At 44.6% G+C, this 15,154-nt stretch carries 15 protein-coding genes and 1 tRNA gene; 5 read left to right on the top strand and 11 right to left on the bottom strand.

Annotation, left to right across the window (positions count from 1 at the left end; translation table 11 throughout):
- Positions 1–67 precede the first annotated feature (67 nt).
- Entirely contained in the window at positions 68–1,081 is a 1,014-nt protein-coding gene (locus K08M4_RS04540) for an aspartate-semialdehyde dehydrogenase (RefSeq protein WP_086049003.1), read from the bottom strand.
- A gap of 12 nt (positions 1,082–1,093) precedes the next feature.
- Positions 1,094–2,227: a 4-phosphoerythronate dehydrogenase gene (locus tag K08M4_RS04535; RefSeq protein WP_086049002.1), complete on the bottom strand. Its 1,134-nt coding sequence runs from the start codon at positions 2,225–2,227 to the stop codon at positions 1,094–1,096.
- A gap of 48 nt (positions 2,228–2,275) precedes the next feature.
- Between K08M4_RS04535 and K08M4_RS22225 the strand changes: the two genes are divergently transcribed.
- Complete coding sequence (locus K08M4_RS22225; protein WP_086049001.1) at positions 2,276–2,617, top strand: hypothetical protein; 342 nt, start codon at positions 2,276–2,278, stop codon at positions 2,615–2,617.
- Positions 2,618–2,758: 141 nt separating this feature from the next.
- On the opposite strand, the gene fabB is transcribed toward K08M4_RS22225, so the two are convergent.
- The gene (fabB, locus tag K08M4_RS04525; protein WP_086049000.1) at positions 2,759–3,970 is read right to left on the bottom strand and encodes a beta-ketoacyl-ACP synthase I; all 1,212 of its coding nucleotides are present in this window, start codon (positions 3,968–3,970) and stop codon (positions 2,759–2,761) included.
- A 56-nt stretch (positions 3,971–4,026) separates the two neighbouring features.
- On the opposite strand from fabB, the gene mnmC reads away from it, so the two are divergent.
- Positions 4,027–6,174, top strand: a complete 2,148-nt coding sequence (gene mnmC / locus K08M4_RS04520) for a bifunctional tRNA (5-methylaminomethyl-2-thiouridine)(34)-methyltransferase MnmC2/FAD-dependent 5-carboxymethylaminomethyl-2-thiouridine(34) oxidoreductase MnmC1 (RefSeq protein WP_086048999.1) — start codon at positions 4,027–4,029, stop codon at positions 6,172–6,174.
- Between the two features lie 221 nt (positions 6,175–6,395).
- Here mnmC and K08M4_RS04515 read toward each other — a convergent pair whose 3' ends face one another.
- The 3 genes from K08M4_RS04515 to K08M4_RS04505 form a co-directional block, all read right to left on the bottom strand.
- The gene (locus tag K08M4_RS04515; RefSeq protein WP_086048998.1) at positions 6,396–6,917 is read right to left on the bottom strand and encodes an NADPH-dependent FMN reductase; all 522 of its coding nucleotides are present in this window, start codon (positions 6,915–6,917) and stop codon (positions 6,396–6,398) included.
- 201 nt (positions 6,918–7,118) lie between these two features.
- Complete coding sequence (locus K08M4_RS04510) at positions 7,119–7,382, bottom strand: YfcL family protein (protein ID WP_086048997.1); 264 nt, start codon at positions 7,380–7,382, stop codon at positions 7,119–7,121.
- 9 nt (positions 7,383–7,391) lie between these two features.
- Complete coding sequence (locus K08M4_RS04505; protein ID WP_086048996.1) at positions 7,392–7,922, bottom strand: elongation factor P hydroxylase; 531 nt, start codon at positions 7,920–7,922, stop codon at positions 7,392–7,394.
- Positions 7,923–8,221: 299 nt separating this feature from the next.
- On the opposite strand from K08M4_RS04505, the gene K08M4_RS04500 reads away from it, so the two are divergent.
- Positions 8,222–8,845 carry a trimeric intracellular cation channel family protein gene (locus K08M4_RS04500; RefSeq protein WP_086048995.1) on the top strand — a complete coding sequence of 208 codons (624 nt, stop codon included), beginning with the start codon at positions 8,222–8,224 and terminating at the stop codon, positions 8,843–8,845.
- 51 nt (positions 8,846–8,896) lie between these two features.
- Here K08M4_RS04500 and K08M4_RS04495 read toward each other — a convergent pair whose 3' ends face one another.
- The 3 genes from K08M4_RS04495 to aroC form a co-directional block, all read right to left on the bottom strand.
- Complete coding sequence (locus tag K08M4_RS04495) at positions 8,897–9,283, bottom strand: hypothetical protein (protein ID WP_086048994.1); 387 nt, start codon at positions 9,281–9,283, stop codon at positions 8,897–8,899.
- Complete coding sequence (locus K08M4_RS04490; RefSeq protein ID WP_086048993.1) at positions 9,280–9,882, bottom strand: COG3904 family protein; 603 nt, start codon at positions 9,880–9,882, stop codon at positions 9,280–9,282. The genes K08M4_RS04495 and K08M4_RS04490 overlap by 4 nt, the downstream gene beginning before the upstream one ends.
- A 112-nt stretch (positions 9,883–9,994) precedes the next feature.
- A complete protein-coding gene (gene aroC / locus K08M4_RS04485; protein WP_017062360.1) occupies positions 9,995–11,080 on the bottom strand; it encodes a chorismate synthase in 1,086 nt (361 codons plus the stop codon).
- A gap of 297 nt (positions 11,081–11,377) precedes the next feature.
- Between aroC and K08M4_RS04480 the strand changes: the two genes are divergently transcribed.
- Positions 11,378–11,881: a GNAT family N-acetyltransferase gene (locus tag K08M4_RS04480; protein ID WP_086048992.1), complete on the top strand. Its 504-nt coding sequence runs from the start codon at positions 11,378–11,380 to the stop codon at positions 11,879–11,881.
- A 113-nt stretch (positions 11,882–11,994) separates the two neighbouring features.
- Here K08M4_RS04480 and K08M4_RS04475 read toward each other — a convergent pair.
- Positions 11,995–12,071: transfer RNA gene (locus K08M4_RS04475), tRNA-Arg, on the bottom strand.
- 211 nt (positions 12,072–12,282) lie between these two features.
- Between K08M4_RS04475 and folD the strand changes: the two genes are divergently transcribed.
- A complete protein-coding gene (gene folD, locus K08M4_RS04470; RefSeq protein WP_004734180.1) occupies positions 12,283–13,140 on the top strand; it encodes a bifunctional methylenetetrahydrofolate dehydrogenase/methenyltetrahydrofolate cyclohydrolase FolD in 858 nt (285 codons plus the stop codon).
- A 188-nt stretch (positions 13,141–13,328) separates the two neighbouring features.
- On the opposite strand, the gene K08M4_RS04465 is transcribed toward folD, so the two are convergent.
- Positions 13,329–15,143, bottom strand: a complete 1,815-nt coding sequence (locus K08M4_RS04465) for a cation:proton antiporter (RefSeq protein WP_086048991.1) — start codon at positions 15,141–15,143, stop codon at positions 13,329–13,331.
- Positions 15,144–15,154 lie beyond the last annotated feature (11 nt).

The following is a 15,154-nucleotide window of genomic DNA, read 5'->3' as shown; positions in this document are numbered from 1 at the left end:
CAATATTTTCAATCGATTAAAAAAGCCCCACTAAAAGAGTGAGGCTTGTTTATCAAAGCAGTGAAGCTTAGAAGTAATCGCGAATCAGAACTTCAGCGATTTGAACTGCGTTTGTTGCTGCGCCTTTACGAACGTTATCAGCGACAACCCACATGTTCACACCGCTGTGATGGCTGATGTCGTTACGAATACGACCAACCATTACGTGGTCTTTACCACCCGCATCACGAACCTGAGTTGGGAAATCTAAAGCTTGGAATACTTCAACACCTTCCGTATTTTCTAGAAGCTGAACCACTTGATCTGCACCAATTGGCGCGCGAGTTTCAATGTGTAGAGATTCAGCGTGACCATAGAACACAGGAACACGAACACAAGTCGGGTTAACCGTGATTGATGAATCAGCAAAGATCTTTTGAGTTTCCCAAACCATCTTCATTTCTTCACGTGTGTAGCCGTTCTCTGTAAATTCATCGATTTGAGGAATACAGTTGAAGGCGATCTGCTGTGAGAACGCTGACTTGTCAGCGGGCATGCCGTTAAGAAGCTTCGCCGTTTGACCCGCTAGCTCATCGATACCCGGCTTACCTGCACCAGACACAGATTGATAAGTTGAAACGTTAATACGCTCAAGACCTACTTCATCGTGAATTGGTTTTAGTGCTACTACCATCTGAATAGTAGAACAGTTCGGGTTCGCAATGATGTTACGGTTACGGAACTCAGCAATTGCTTCAGGGTTCACTTCAGGCACAACCAGAGGAACATCGTATTCGTAACGGAAACGTGATGTGTTATCGATAACAACAACACCTTCGTCAGCCGCGATTGGAGCCCAACGCTCTGAAAGCTCGCTACCTGCAGAGAAAAACGCAATATGTACTTGAGACCAATCGAAGTCTTCTACGTTTTGTACTTGTATTGTTTTGCCGTTAAAACGGGAAGTTTTGCCTTCACTACGTTCACTTGCTAGTAAGTGCATTTCACCGACAGGGAATTTACGCTCTTTAAGTACTTCAAGAATGGTTTCACCAACCGCACCAGTCGCACCTAAAATAGCAATATTAAATTCTTGGCTCATTGTTTCTCTCTTTTATAAAGTTGGCTTTACCATAAAGCCGAGTTTAGATAACGGCGTTAAATTGCAAGATTCGTCGCCCGTTAACTCGACTGCACTGTACTCTCTGCGGTCCCAATATTCTTTACGCATCTTGTCAAAAGAACCCGGCGTAGCGATATTGCGACGGAATAAGGCGTCGTCTTTGCGCACATCATAGATCAACTGAGTCAAATTGTGCAGTGTTGCTTCATCCCAAGCTCTATCTAATTTCATTTGAGGCACTGGGGCTGTCGGCAATAAGTCGCTTGCATAAGCACGCTGTTCAGTACCTAAAAACTCACAATAACTGTTGAAGATCATCGTGGTGCCACGTGCTTTACCTTCTAAACCGTAGCCCGCTACGTGAGGCGTTGCAAAAGCGAGCAGCGGTAGAAGTTCAAAGTCGACTTCAGGTTCAAACTCAAACACATCAAGAACGGCAGTAAAGCCGTCAGCTTTTTGTAAGCGAGCTTTTAGCGCTTGGTTATCAACCACAGGACCACGAGCCGCATTAATCAGAATTTGATCAGCACGTAAATTTTCCAGTACTTGCTCATTGATCAAGTGATGCGTTGGGAACTCACCCGTCTTAGTGATTGGCGTATGCAGAGTGATAACGTCTGACTGCTCAAGCAGTGTCTCTAATTCCGTAAACTCACGAGTATCACCCTCTTGTTGTTTTAGAGGATCGTTCAGCAGAACTTTGATACCAATACCTTTAAGACACTTCGCTAAGTAGCTACCTACCTGACCACAACCGATAATACCGACCGTTTTATCGAATACAGAGAAGCCTTGTTGCTGCGCAAGTACCATCATTGCGCTAAAGGCATACTCAGCGACACCCACCTTGTTACAGCCAGGCGCCGCAGTAAAGAAAATGCCACGCTCTTTCATCAATGCTTGGTCAACGTGATCCATACCCGCCGTTGCGGTTCCAACAAACTTAAGCTTGTTCGCTTTGCTGATCAGCGCTTCATTGACCTTAGTCACCGAGCGAATCATCAGAGCATCTACGTCAACAAGATCGTCAGCGGTTAGCGTTCGACCGGACTTCATTGTCACTTCACCTAGCTGGCTAAAAAGCGCTTCAGCATAAGGCATATTTTCATCGATTAAGATTTTCATTGGGAAGGTACTTTCGTTGGGGTCTGTCGACCTTAAATGTGAATTGAAATGATTGTGCAAAATTCCACACACGGTGTCGAGTCGCAATTGGAATACATTATAAATAAAGGGCTGAATCGCCTAATCTGCACAAACAAGAACAGAAATAAGAACCAATACCTAAAAGCAAAAAGCAAAAGTCAGAAGACTAAAACGAAAAATGCCCGATTGAATAAACAATCGGGCAAACATCCAGAACAAAAGGATCCTATCTCGCTCTCCAGGAGACAGAGTCTTGCGTCTGTTCAACCAGTGCTAACCAAAGCCAGTACTGATCAAGCTCTGGAAACCTTTCAATTTCTAAACTCAAATTTAAAAAACTATTTTCTAAAGCGAAGCTTACAAAGCTAAGGTTTAAAAACACGTTTGAAAATCTATGTTTAAAAAGCTTTGTTCTGTTGGTCAACATTAATGGACGACCTGTGCGTGTTGAATCAGCACTCACATCACCCACTAACGATTAACCTTTTATTAATTTAACCTTAGCTTCAATTAGCCTTGGTATTTTTTGATTACTAGCGTTGCGTTCGTACCGCCGAAACCAAAGCTGTTAGACATAACCGTTGTTAGCTCTTGTTCACGAGCTTCAGTTACGATGTCTAGGCCTGCGCCCGCTTCGTCTAGGTTTGCAACATTGATGCTTGGTGCGATGAAGCCGTTATCAAGCATTAGCGTTGAGTAAATTGCTTCATGTACACCAGCTGCACCTAGAGCGTGACCTGTCATCGCTTTAGTTGCTGAGATTGCTGGGCTGTTGCCGCCAAAGACTTCTTGGATTGCACCAAGTTCTTTAACGTCACCAACAGGAGTTGAAGTACCGTGAGTGTTCACGTAGTCAACGCCGTCAACGTTTTGCATTGCCATCTTCATACAACGAACCGCGCCTTCACCAGAAGGAGCAACCATGTCGTAGCCATCTGAAGTCGCGCCGTAACCTACGATCTCGCCGTAGATTTTTGCGCCACGAGCAACAGCGTGCTCAAGCTCTTCGACAACTAGCATGCCGCCGCCACCAGAGATAACGAAACCGTCACGGTCAGCATCGTAAGTACGAGAAGCCAATTCTGGCGTGTCGTTGTACTTAGTAGAAAGTGCGCCCATTGCGTCGAACATCATAGTCAGAGACCAATCCAGTTCTTCACCGCCACCAGCGAATACTACGTCTTGCTTACCAAGTTGGATAAGCTCCATTGCGTGACCGATACAGTGTGCAGATGTTGCACATGCAGAACTCATAGAGTAGTTCACACCACGGATTTTGAAAGGTGTTGCTAGACAAGCAGAAACCGTAGAAGCCATTGTACGTGGAACCATGTATGGGCCAACGCGCTTCACGCCTTTTTCACGGATGATGTCTACTGCGTTTACTTGGTTTAGAGATGAAGCACCACCTGAACCCGCTACGATACCCGTGCGGTCATTAGATACTTGGTCTTCAGTTAAACCAGAGTCAGCAATTGCTTGCTCCATTGAAAGATAAGCGAATGCCGCTGCATCACCCATAAAGCGCATTTTTTTGCGATCGATATGGTCAGCAGGGTTCATTTTTAGGTTACCCCAAACTTGAGAGCGCAAGCCATTTTCCTTGAACTGCTCTGAAGCGGTAATACCTGATTTACCCTCTTTCAGTGATGCTAAAACTTCTTCGACGTTGTTACCGATACTTGAAACAATACCCATACCGGTGATTACGACTCGTTTCATGTGACATTCCTATAATTCTAAATTCAGCTAGATGATAACTAAGAAGCCTAACAAAAGTGGTCAGCTTTCCTAGAAATTCGTACAATCCCTACCAACATATCGCTTCAAATCACAAAATGATAGATTTTATGACTTCAATTACTAATGCAGAGCTGGAATGGAATGAGTCTGGCACGCCAGTTTCAGACCAATTTGACGACGTTTACTTCTCTAATGTTAACGGTTTAGAAGAAACTCGCTACGTCTTTTTAAAACAAAACCACCTTCCAGAGCGTTGGGTTGAACATCAACAACGCCGTTTTGTGATTGCTGAAACCGGTTTTGGTACAGGTTTAAACTTTCTCGCAGTCTGGCAATGGTTCGATGCTTTTCTTAAAGATAACCCACAAGCTATGACCAAAGAGTTACATTTCATCAGTTTTGAAAAATATCCTTTAAATAAAGATGATCTAATCAAAGCGCACCAATCGTGGCCAGAATTAGCGGAGTATGCGACACAACTCCAAGAACACTACCCTATCGCCCTGCCTGAATGTCACCGTATTGTGTTGGGCGACGGCGCGATCACACTCGATTTATGGTTTGGTGATATCAAAGATTGTATGCCAAACGTGCCGACCCCGCAGGAAGGTTTGGTTGACGCTTGGTTCTTAGATGGCTTTGCGCCAAGCAAAAACCCAGAAATGTGGAATCAAAACCTATTCAACGGCATGGCCAAGCTAGCTAAGCAAGATTGCAGCTGCGCCACCTTCACCGCAGCAGGTTTTGTTCGCCGCGGTTTAATCGAAGCGGGCTTTGCGATGAAAAAAGTTAAAGGCTTTGGTACTAAGCGTGAAATGATTGCAGGCCGCCTTGACGAGAAGCACGCTCATACCAACATCAAACCTTGGTATGGCCTTTCAGAGCACAGTGAATCGCAAGACGTCGCAATCATTGGTGGTGGTGTCGCCAGTGCTGCATTAGCCAAAACGCTAAGCCGCCGTGGTAAAAACATCGCCCTTTATTGTGAACACCCACAAGCCGCGGGCAATGCCTCGGGTAACAACCAAGGTGCGATTTACCCGTTATTAAGTGAAGCGACCTCGAACGTGTCTCGCGTGTTTGGCCCAGGGTTACTGTTTGCTCGTCAATTTATTAATCAAGCGGCTCAGTCTGTTCAATTTGATCACAACTGGTGTGGCGTGAACATTTTGATGTGGGATGAAGGCTCCACTAAAAAGCTCAACCGCATGTTAGAAGGCAATTTCCACACAGATCTGATTCAGCGTTTAACGCCAGAGCAAGCCAACGAAAAGATTGGCTTACCGGTCGATAAAGAGAGTGTCTACTTTCCACTGGGAGGTTGGCTAAGCCCTCTTCAGCTTACTCAAGGTTTGATTAGCAAGTTAGAAGAGACCAATCAAGTGAGCGCGCACTATCAACATCAGGTCACGCAACTTGAATGGCTCGAAGCTGAACAACAATGGTTGCTGACGATTGAGACACCTCAAGGTGAGATTCAAACCAAGCACGACCAAGTAGTTGTCGCGAACGGACACAAGTTCACTCAGTTTGAACAGACTCAGCCAGTACCTCTGACGCCTGTTAAAGGCCAAGTGAGTCATATCCCGACTACAGAGAATCTCAGCCAGCTAAAAACCGTGTTGTGCTTTGATGGCTATCTTACGCCGCAGAATCCAAATAATGGTCACCACTGTATTGGCGCGAATTACGACAAGACCAATATCGACCAAGAATTTGATATTGAGGTGCAACAACATAATGGCGAGCGCTTACACGGCTCGTTGCCAGAGCAAGCGTGGACAAAAGATGTCGATACCAGCGGTAACTTAGCGCGCCAAGGTATCCGCAGCGTGAGTCGAGATCACCTACCCTTCGTCGGTAATGTTGGCGATTTTGAATCAATCAAAGAGCAATATCAGAATCTGCACAACTTTAATCCGCAGCGTGATGCTATCGACGATATCGAACCTGTTACCAGCTATCCGAACTTGTTCTGCTTTATTGGTTTAGGTTCGCGTGGTTTGAGCTCGACCCCTCTTTTAGCTGAAGTTTTAGCCTCACAAATTTGTGGCGATCCTCTACCTCTTCCGGTTGATGTGCTCGAAGCCATTCATCCAAGTCGAATGTGGATTAGAAGATTACGTAAAGGCAAAGCGTTAACAGAAGGTTGGATCTCAACAAAACAAACCAGTGCGGAATAGTCGATTCTAGACTAGGTCTAAATATTCAAATAAGTATTAGGCCGTGTTGAGCTTACGAGCTAATTTTTGCAGCGAAAGGTCAACACGTCCTAGTTCGACCCAAACAAAAAGCCCGAGCATCTCTCAATGTTCGGGCTTTATTTTTCTAATCTTGTCTACGTCGCTGCTTCTTATTCTAGAGCAGTTCGTTACTTTTCAGCTATTCGCTTTACTTTCCGCTTTTACAGCTTAGCAATCGCGTCTTTAATTTGAGCGGCAATCTCTTCGTTGCTAATAGCACCCGACTCAAAATCAAAGTTATCGTAGAAGCTTGGCACTGAAACTGACGCCTTTACATTACCACCAAAGTACGGAGCTGAACCGGTTGCAGCGCCAAGTACTGTTTGTGCGCCACCTGGGCCTGGTGATGTCGCTAGGTAAATCGCTGGCTTCTCACCAAACACTGAACGTTCAATACGTGTCGCCCAGTCAAACAGGTTTTTGTACGCTGCTGGGTAGTGACCGTTGTGCTCTGCAAACGAAATAACGAATGCATCGGCTTCAGCTAGGTCACGCAAAAATGCTTGAGCGCCTTCCGCTTGGCCAATCTCTTTTTCAGTGTCTTGACTGAACATAGGAACATTGTAATCGTTGATGTTTAGAACTTTAACTTCAGCACCTTCAATCAAGTTAGCTGCGTAAGTTGCTAGTGTTTTGTTGATAGAGGTAGAGCTGGTGCTTGCGCCAAATGCGATAACTTTCATGATGTGACCTTTTCTGTAATTCCGTTAAGTGGGATTAGAATAACGTAGTCAGAAAATGGAACCATCACCAGAAATGAACGGACTCATTCAAAAATTTTGAATGAGTCTCAAATAATACCAATCACAGTCAGTAAGTGTTCAAAAGTAGCTCAGCAAAATGAAAAGGAAGGGACTGAGCGGCTAACGATAAATGACGAGCAGTTACGCTTGGTTTTGCAGTTCAACCCAAAGGTCATTAACGATAGTGCGGTCTGCTGGCGTTAGTTCAGAGCGAGCGTCATCTAAGCTCTTCTCAATACGTGCTTTTACTTCTGCTACGTCTTCAATGCTGTCCTCTTCACATGAAGCCACTGAAAGAGAAATATGACCACGTAAGTAACCACCAGCAAACAGTTCATCGTCTGATGCGTTTTCAATGCGAGCATCAATTAATTCAAGTAGTTTTTCTTCAAATTCGATAATCATAATATTCTCTTATTTCACAATAAATTGGCTAGTACATAAAGGTTCAACGTCGTAGAAGCTACGTAATGCTTCAGAGAGCATTTTCACGCGAGGCGGAAGACCAACTTCAAAGATACCCATGACTTCGCTGTGTACTTTATTCATAAAGGCCAAACGATCTGGCTCAAAATCGCCGTGTAGATTGTCACAGCTGACATTAAAAGGAAAGCCTGCACTGGTCGCAATGATCCATTCATACGCTTGTGGGCGAATTTCCACTTTTTCAAACTCAGCTTGAACCGCCTCAGTTCGGCCATCAGGCTCATACCAGTAACCAAAATCTTCCAATAAACGACGCTCAGGGCCAGCCACAAACCAATGCGCTATCTCGTGAAGCGCTGAAGCATAAAAGCCACGTGCGAAAACAATTCTGTGATGTGGGGTATCATCATCGGCTGGCAGGTAAATAGGCTCGTCCGCTCCCAGTTCTAGCTTAGTATTGAAGCTCTCGAAAAAGGTTTGATTGAAAATATTGATGATGTCTGGATATTGGTGAGTCATAAGATCAAATTTAAGTAAAAATAACTGGGGCATTTTGCGTTTTTTTAGGCGCTCGGTAAAGCCCTATCACTGGCAATGACATTAGGTTGATCATAATACTTTATGATGACAATCGATTGCTGCTTCCAGATTACACCATTTTGAGGTGAATGATTAGTTTAGCTAATCTGAAATGCCTATTCACGGTACAAATATTCATTCGTCAATCAGCGTTTTTACTACTACACTCGCGCTTCATTTTTATATCCCTATGGCCTATAAGACTCCAATTTATAGACCTAAATTATAGAGTTACAGCAATGCTACTAAGTGTTTTGTATATCATTGGCATCACGGCAGAAGCCATGACCGGCGCTCTCAGTGCTGGCAAACAAAAAATGGATTGGTTTGGTGTAATGCTGGTTGCAAGTGCAACGGCAATTGGCGGCGGTACAGTAAGAGACATTTTACTCGGCCATTACCCTTTAGGCTGGGTTGAAAACCCCCAGTACCTGGCGATCACTTGTATTGCTGGTGTTATCACAACGGGATTAGCCAAATGGGTAATCAAGCTAAAAGGCTTGTTCATTCGTTTGGATGCGTTGGGGCTTATCGTATTCAGTATCATTGGTACTAAAGTGGCGATGACCATGGGCTTGCACCCAATGATTTGCATGGTGTCTGCATTGGTGACTGGCGTGTTTGGTGGCCTGCTGCGAGACCTTATCTGCCGTCAAACACCATTAGTGCTGCATGAAGAGCTGTACGCGTCTGTTGCCCTTGTCGCTTCAGGGCTGTACTTAGGCTTACTTGAGTTTGGCATCAACGACGTAACCGCAACCACCGTTACGCTTGTGGTTGGTTACTTGCTACGTATGGCGGCTGTAAGATTCAAGTGGCGCTTACCGTCATTCCAGTTAGACCCTGAAAGCTCGGTTCACTAATTCCAGATTTGCGCTTCTAAAAAATTAGAAGCGCAAATTCATGAGAGATGGTTATTCAACACAGTCCACGTTAAAGTTCGCGATATACGTTTCTTCACGCAAATAATTAAGCGTTTCGACAAAAGAAATACTTGCGCGTTTACCAACACTAGAGTGAAGAGAATTAAATACGTTCGGTTGCGAACTAAATTCAGCTTTAAAATCATATTCTTGGCTCGAACTATTCGCACAAAACTCTAACTCATGCTTATCCGAACCACCTTCAATGATTGAAAGTTCACCAAAAAAACATTCACTTTCAGCCGTCGGTTTTAACCCTTTTATATTAAACTCTAGCGTTGCTGGTGCTTGGCACTGAAACTTTACTTCCTGCTCGCTTTCTACTGTTGTGCATGCGGTAAGAAGTAGAATCATAAACACTGAAATTAATCGTTTCATTGTTTAATAACCCCATACTGAACAAGCTCTTCTCGACTCATGTAGTGCATACCTTCGGGTTTCGCAGCTTCCAAAGTGTACCAATAGAAACTTGAATCGATATTTAACGTTTCGTAATAACCCAAGTAACGTTCATGTTCAAAATGATTTTTTGGCAGCAGAGAGCCATTCAACCCATCACTTGAACTCCATGAATGAACTCCGATTTTCGCACCTTGTTCAACGGTTCTTTTTACACCCGCTAAAAACAGATCAGTACCGCCCGAAGCAATAAGTCCAGATGAACCGATATAGCTATTCATACCAGCTTCTCGAACCATCAAACCCAGCTCCGTATTTGCTTCATCATCCGCAGAACCATTGATATTCTTAAACTCTAGCATGGTCACTTGCGGATTCTGATTTAACATATCTTCAAAAGCATCGGGAGATCCGCTACATACAACCCCAGAGAGAATGGCGGTATCACCCTTGACATAAAATGTGAGTGACCTTTCACCTTCCAATGATGCATCACACTTCGAATAGTAAACACTATCGTAATCAACAGAAGCGCAACCGTTAAGAAACAGCGTTGCTAAGAGAAGCTTTTTGAGCATAAATAATTACTCCAACCAGTAAGGGGATTCAAAGTAGATTCTGTACCTTTAAAATCTACCATAAGAAAAACAGCTCTTACGTAATTGATTGTAATTGATTGTCATTAACCGTTTAGATCTGTGGTGTTTCTGTTGTCACACCAAAGTTTTGACCACGGTGACGTAGCAAGTGATCAAGCAATACAATAGCTAACATCGCTTCTGCGATAGGCACAGCTCGGATACCAACACATGGATCGTGACGGCCTTTAGTGATTAGCTGCGTTGCTTCACCGTCTTTGGTGATAGTGTCACCAGGAACGGTAATGCTTGATGTGGGTTTAAGCGCAATGCTTGCCACAATATCTTGACCAGTAGAAATACCGCCTAAGATACCACCAGCGTGATTACTGCTGAAGCCTTCTGGAGTTAATGGATCACGGTGTTCACTACCGCGCTGATTAACGACATCGAAGCCATCACCAATCTCAACACCTTTCACCGCATTGATACTCATAAGAGCGTGTGCGATGTCGGCATCTAGACGATCAAAAATTGGTTCACCAAGGCCTACAGGCACTTTAGTCGCAACCACTTGAATCTTCGCACCGATCGAGTTGCCTTCTTTTAGCAAGTCACGAATCAGTTGGTCAAACTCAGGTACCTTGTCGGCATCTGGGCAAAAGAAAGCGTTGTTTTCGATCTCGTTCCAATCGACTTTATCAATTGAGATATCACCCATTTGAGAAAGGTATGCTTGGATTTCAACACCAAATTCTTGTTTCAGGTATTTCTTCGCAATCGCACCTGCCGCAACACGCATTGCCGTTTCACGAGCCGAAGAGCGACCACCGCCACGGTAATCACGCACACCGTACTTTTGGTGGTACGTATAATCAGCATGACCAGGGCGGAATTTGTCTTTAATTTCGGAATAGTCTTTAGAGCGCTGGTCTGTATTTTCAATCAGTAAACCAATAGAAGTCCCCGTAGTTTGGCCTTCAAATACACCGGATAAAATCTTTACTTCATCCGCTTCACGGCGAGCCGTTGTATAGCGAGAAGTACCCGGGCGACGACGATCCAAATCTCTTTGAAGGTCTGCTTCGGTAATTTCTAATCCTGGTGGGCACCCATCTACGATACATCCTAGTGCGATACCGTGACTTTCTCCGAACGTGGTCACGCGGAAATGTTGTCCGATACTGTTTCCTGCCATTACTTCCTCTAAATCAGCCATTGAGCAGAAGGTTTGATTCCTAAACCTACGGGCTAACAGCTTTACTTGTCTATTCTTCGTGAATTCATATTGGCTTTATTACCAAATGATGTAAACCCCAAAAAACCAACAATTTTAACTTTCTATTACATCAGCCGAACGAAATTAATAACGAGGAAAAATGAGTGGCGCTTTAAAGTGGTGATTTTGAATAGTTTCATAGCCAGTTAACAAAGGTTAATGAACTCGGTTTGAATACTCTCTATGTTGTAGCCCAAAATAATAAGGAGAAAAATGATGATCGAGTGGAGAGTTAAAAAATTTGCGGACCTGTCTGTTCAAGAGCTCTATGATTTCTTACAGCAAAGAGTCGATATTTTTATCGTAGATATGAACACGCCATACAGTGATTTGGATGGTAAAGATAATCACCCAGATACTTATCACGTCATGGGCTATGAGAACGAACGTCTAGTAGCTTATAGCCGAATTATGGCTCAGAAGCTTGGATACCCCATCGATGTTCTCCCTCTGCACGATTCTGATGCAGATGATGTTTGTATCGGGAGAGTGATCGTAGCGAAAGAATACCGAGGTAAACAGATAGGTAACCAGCTCATGCAAGTGAGTTTTGATACCACTAGGAAGATTTACCCTGATTGCTCAATTTTTATTTCGGCACAAGCTCATCTTAAAGACTACTATGGTAAGTTCGGTTTCGACGTCGTGACCGATCGTTACTTGGAAGATGGATGCAGTATGCTAGGCCTTAGATATACACCACAGCTCGTTGCCGTTTAGCAACAACTGAAAGACAAAGAGATCTAAAGACACAACATGGCATTGAAAGATTAAGTTGTTCTGAAATGCAAAAAACCCGACAACTCAGGGAGTTATCGGGTTTCTTTAAATAGTGGTACGCCCTGAAGGATTCGAACCTTCGACCACCTCCTTAGAAGGGAGGTGCTCTATCCAGCTGAGCTAAGGGCGCGCTACAGGAAAGGATTATACGAATTCGAATCAGTAAAGCAACGGCTTTATGTAACATTCTGATCCAAGTGAGTAAAAAAAGTGCAATAGGATTATAAGTGTTGGAAAATAGAACAAAGCAAACGTTTGCTTGATGGTAATCAAAAAGATTTTCTGGAATAATGCGCCAAAAACATCAGCCACTAACTTGAATATCAATACTAAGGAAATTCATGACTGCTCAAAATATTGATGGAAAGCTAATTTCTCAAACAGTTCGCTCTGAAGTAGCGGCACGTGTAAAAGCTCGTACTCAAGCTGGATTGCGTGCTCCGGGCCTAGCGGTTGTTTTAGTGGGTGAAGACCCGGCATCTCAGGTTTACGTTGGCAGTAAACGCAAAGCGTGTGAAGAAGTTGGTTTCGTCTCGAAATCTTTTGATTTACCAGCAACTGCCACCGAACATGAATTGCTAACGCTAGTCGATCAACTCAACGAAGACCCAGAGATTGATGGCATTCTAGTTCAACTGCCTTTGCCTGCTGGTATCGATACTACTCACGTTCTTGAGCGTATCACACCGGAAAAAGACGTTGATGGCTTCCACCCATACAACGTAGGTCGTTTAGCTCAGCGTATGCCTAAGCTGCGCTCTTGTACGCCTAAAGGCATCATTACGTTGCTTGACCGTTATAACATCGACTTACGTGGCAAACACGCGGTTGTGGTTGGCGCATCAAACATCGTAGGTCGCCCAATGACGTTAGAGCTTCTTCTAGCCGGTTGTACAACGACAACGTGTCACCGCTTCACCAAAGACCTTGAAGGTCATGTACGTCAAGCAGATGTTGTTGTGGTTGCCGTTGGTAAGCCTAACTTCATTCCTGGCGCTTGGATTAAGAAAGGCGCAGTTGTGGTCGATGTAGGCATCAACCGTTTGGAATCTGGCAAGCTCGTTGGCGACGTTGAATACGATGTGGCTAAAGAGAGCGCGAGCTTCATCACACCAGTACCGGGCGGTGTTGGACCAATGACAGTTGCGAGCCTAATCGAGAACACCATGATCGCTTGTGAGCAGTTTCACTCGAAATAGTCTGCAATGACGGCTTAGGTAGCAATAGGTATCAATGGCCTAGCCCTAGAGTAAAATAAGCTAAGCAGAATTCGAAAGCCGTAACGTGATGAACGTTGCGGCTTTTTTGATACTAAGCTATTCGCTTTTTGATATAAAGCTATTCGTTTTTGAATCAGGGCGACTCGCTTTTGATGCAGTGCTCGTTGCTACTTATCTGGTATCTCGACCTTTTCCGTCTGTTCAGAAGGCGGCAATAAACTAATGACCTGACACTCCGTTGATATGAGTTTTTCCAAATCAGAACCTTGCGTCACCAATCGGAAGTCACCCCCAGTAATCACACCAAGTGGAATCGCTTTAGGATACAGCGCGTTAAACTCATTAAGGTCGAACGCTTCGGTCAAACCCGTGCTCTTAATTTGGCAGCCTTGAGCCATCAATGAATTAAGCTTGGAATAGGTAATCCCTTCTGAAAACAGACTTCTGTTGCCATCTCGACTCACTGAGTGCCTTTCGTGTTTAGTTTCTGTCGATTCAAGCTCAAACACCTTATTTTCACCAAACTCATCTTGATAGTGCATACTGACTAGTGGGTTGGTTTGACGGTAAGGCGAAACGATCATGGCACGCCCTATCCCGTCCAATTCCAGATTATTTTCCGCGTGGCTTGAGGCTGGATTACCAAAATAGACATTGAGGTTTTCCATACGCGCCAAGCGAATGCTTTCCCAGTTGGTATCGGCAAGTACACTGTTGATGTTGTGTGTCGCCAACACCTTGGCGAACTGTCTTGCAAAATGAGTCGCGCCAAAGAAGATAACCCCTTGCGCTTTCTCTTGAGTCACACCTAACCTTCTTGCCCACCAACTTGCGGTTAGACTTTGAATCACAACCGTGCCAATGATGACCAAGAACACCATTGGCACCAGTAAATCAGCCCCTTCAATCAATTGCTTCTCTTGAAGCTTGATAGCAAACAAAGAAGAAACCGCAGCAGCAACGATCCCACGAGGCGCCATCCAGCTCAAAAACCATTTATCTGCTGAGGTAAGATCCGTGCCGATCCCGCTGATCCACACACTCAGAGGACGAGCCGCCAGCATGACGACCGCTAATAAGCCAATTCCGCCCCAACCTATTGAGAGAAAAGTCCCTGAATCAAGCCTGCTAGCTAACAGAATAAACAACGCAGAAATGAGTAACACAGTCAGGGTTTCTTTGAATTCAATAATGTCTTCAAGATCCAAGCCTTTCACGTTGGCGAGCCAGATACCCATGATAGTCACGGTTAATAAGCCAGACTCTTCACTCAGGTCATTTGAAAAAGAGAACGCGGCGAGCATTAACGTCAGCACGGCCACATTACGCAAATAGTGGGGAACCCAATGCCCTTTCAGCATCTTAGCAATCAAATGGCCACCGATGATCCCTAAGCCCAAACCAATGGTTAAAGTCAGCCCCAACGCCGACAGAACATGGCTTGTAGGATCGGCAGAAGAGACAATGTATTCGTAAACAAGGACGGCAAACAGAGCGCCAATCGGGTCAATCACTATCCCTTCCCAGCGTAAGATGCTGCCTAACGAAGATTTGGGCTGAATGCTGCGCAGCATGGGAACAATCACCGTTGGGCCAGTCACCACGACTAATGCAGCAAACAGTGCCGCCAATGGCCAACTGAAATCTACAAAGTAGTATGCAGCCACCACAATGCACGCCCATGTAATCAACATGCCGAAACTCACCAAGTGAGTCACCATGCGACCGTGGCCTCTGATTTCTTTGAAATTAAGGGTCAATGCACCTTCAAAAAGAATGATGGCGACCCCTAATGAGATCAGAGGAAACAGCACATCACCGAAAATGGCATCAGGATTAAGGATATTTAGGCCGGGACCTAACATTAGGCCGACGACAAGTAGAGGGAGAATAGCGGGGAGACGCAAACGCCAGCCAAGCAACTGACAAGCCAAGGACAAGAGTCCAATTAACGCCAGAGAAGAAGTAATCGACAAATCCATTTGTGCCCCTA

It is taken from the genome of Vibrio syngnathi (assembly GCF_002119525.1).
Taxonomy (GTDB): Bacteria; Pseudomonadota; Gammaproteobacteria; order Enterobacterales; family Vibrionaceae; genus Vibrio; species Vibrio syngnathi.
This window is presented reverse-complemented; position numbering and strand designations above follow the sequence as displayed.

Bases quoted from the DNA above. Each gene is read 5' to 3' on its own strand.
- K08M4_RS04540 (WP_086049003.1), bottom strand. From the start codon at position 1,081: ATGAGCCAAGAATTTAATATTGCTATTTTAGGTGCGACTGGTGCGGTT.
- K08M4_RS04535 (WP_086049002.1), bottom strand. From the start codon at position 2,227: ATGAAAATCTTAATCGATGAAAATATGCCTTATGCTGAAGCGCTTTTT.
- K08M4_RS22225 (WP_086049001.1), top strand. From the start codon at position 2,276: ATGATTGTGCAAAATTCCACACACGGTGTCGAGTCGCAATTGGAATAC.
- fabB (WP_086049000.1), bottom strand. From the start codon at position 3,970: ATGAAACGAGTCGTAATCACCGGTATGGGTATTGTTTCAAGTATCGGT.
- K08M4_RS04515 (WP_086048998.1), bottom strand. From the start codon at position 6,917: ATGAAAGTTATCGCATTTGGCGCAAGCACCAGCTCTACCTCTATCAAC.
- K08M4_RS04510 (WP_086048997.1), bottom strand. From the start codon at position 7,382: ATGATTATCGAATTTGAAGAAAAACTACTTGAATTAATTGATGCTCGC.
- K08M4_RS04505 (WP_086048996.1), bottom strand. From the start codon at position 7,922: ATGACTCACCAATATCCAGACATCATCAATATTTTCAATCAAACCTTT.
- K08M4_RS04500 (WP_086048995.1), top strand. From the start codon at position 8,222: ATGCTACTAAGTGTTTTGTATATCATTGGCATCACGGCAGAAGCCATG.
- K08M4_RS04495 (WP_086048994.1), bottom strand. From the start codon at position 9,283: ATGAAACGATTAATTTCAGTGTTTATGATTCTACTTCTTACCGCATGC.
- K08M4_RS04490 (WP_086048993.1), bottom strand. From the start codon at position 9,882: ATGCTCAAAAAGCTTCTCTTAGCAACGCTGTTTCTTAACGGTTGCGCT.
- aroC (WP_017062360.1), bottom strand. From the start codon at position 11,080: ATGGCAGGAAACAGTATCGGACAACATTTCCGCGTGACCACGTTCGGA.
- K08M4_RS04480 (WP_086048992.1), top strand. From the start codon at position 11,378: ATGATCGAGTGGAGAGTTAAAAAATTTGCGGACCTGTCTGTTCAAGAG.
- folD (WP_004734180.1), top strand. From the start codon at position 12,283: ATGACTGCTCAAAATATTGATGGAAAGCTAATTTCTCAAACAGTTCGC.
- K08M4_RS04465 (WP_086048991.1), bottom strand. From the start codon at position 15,143: ATGGATTTGTCGATTACTTCTTCTCTGGCGTTAATTGGACTCTTGTCC.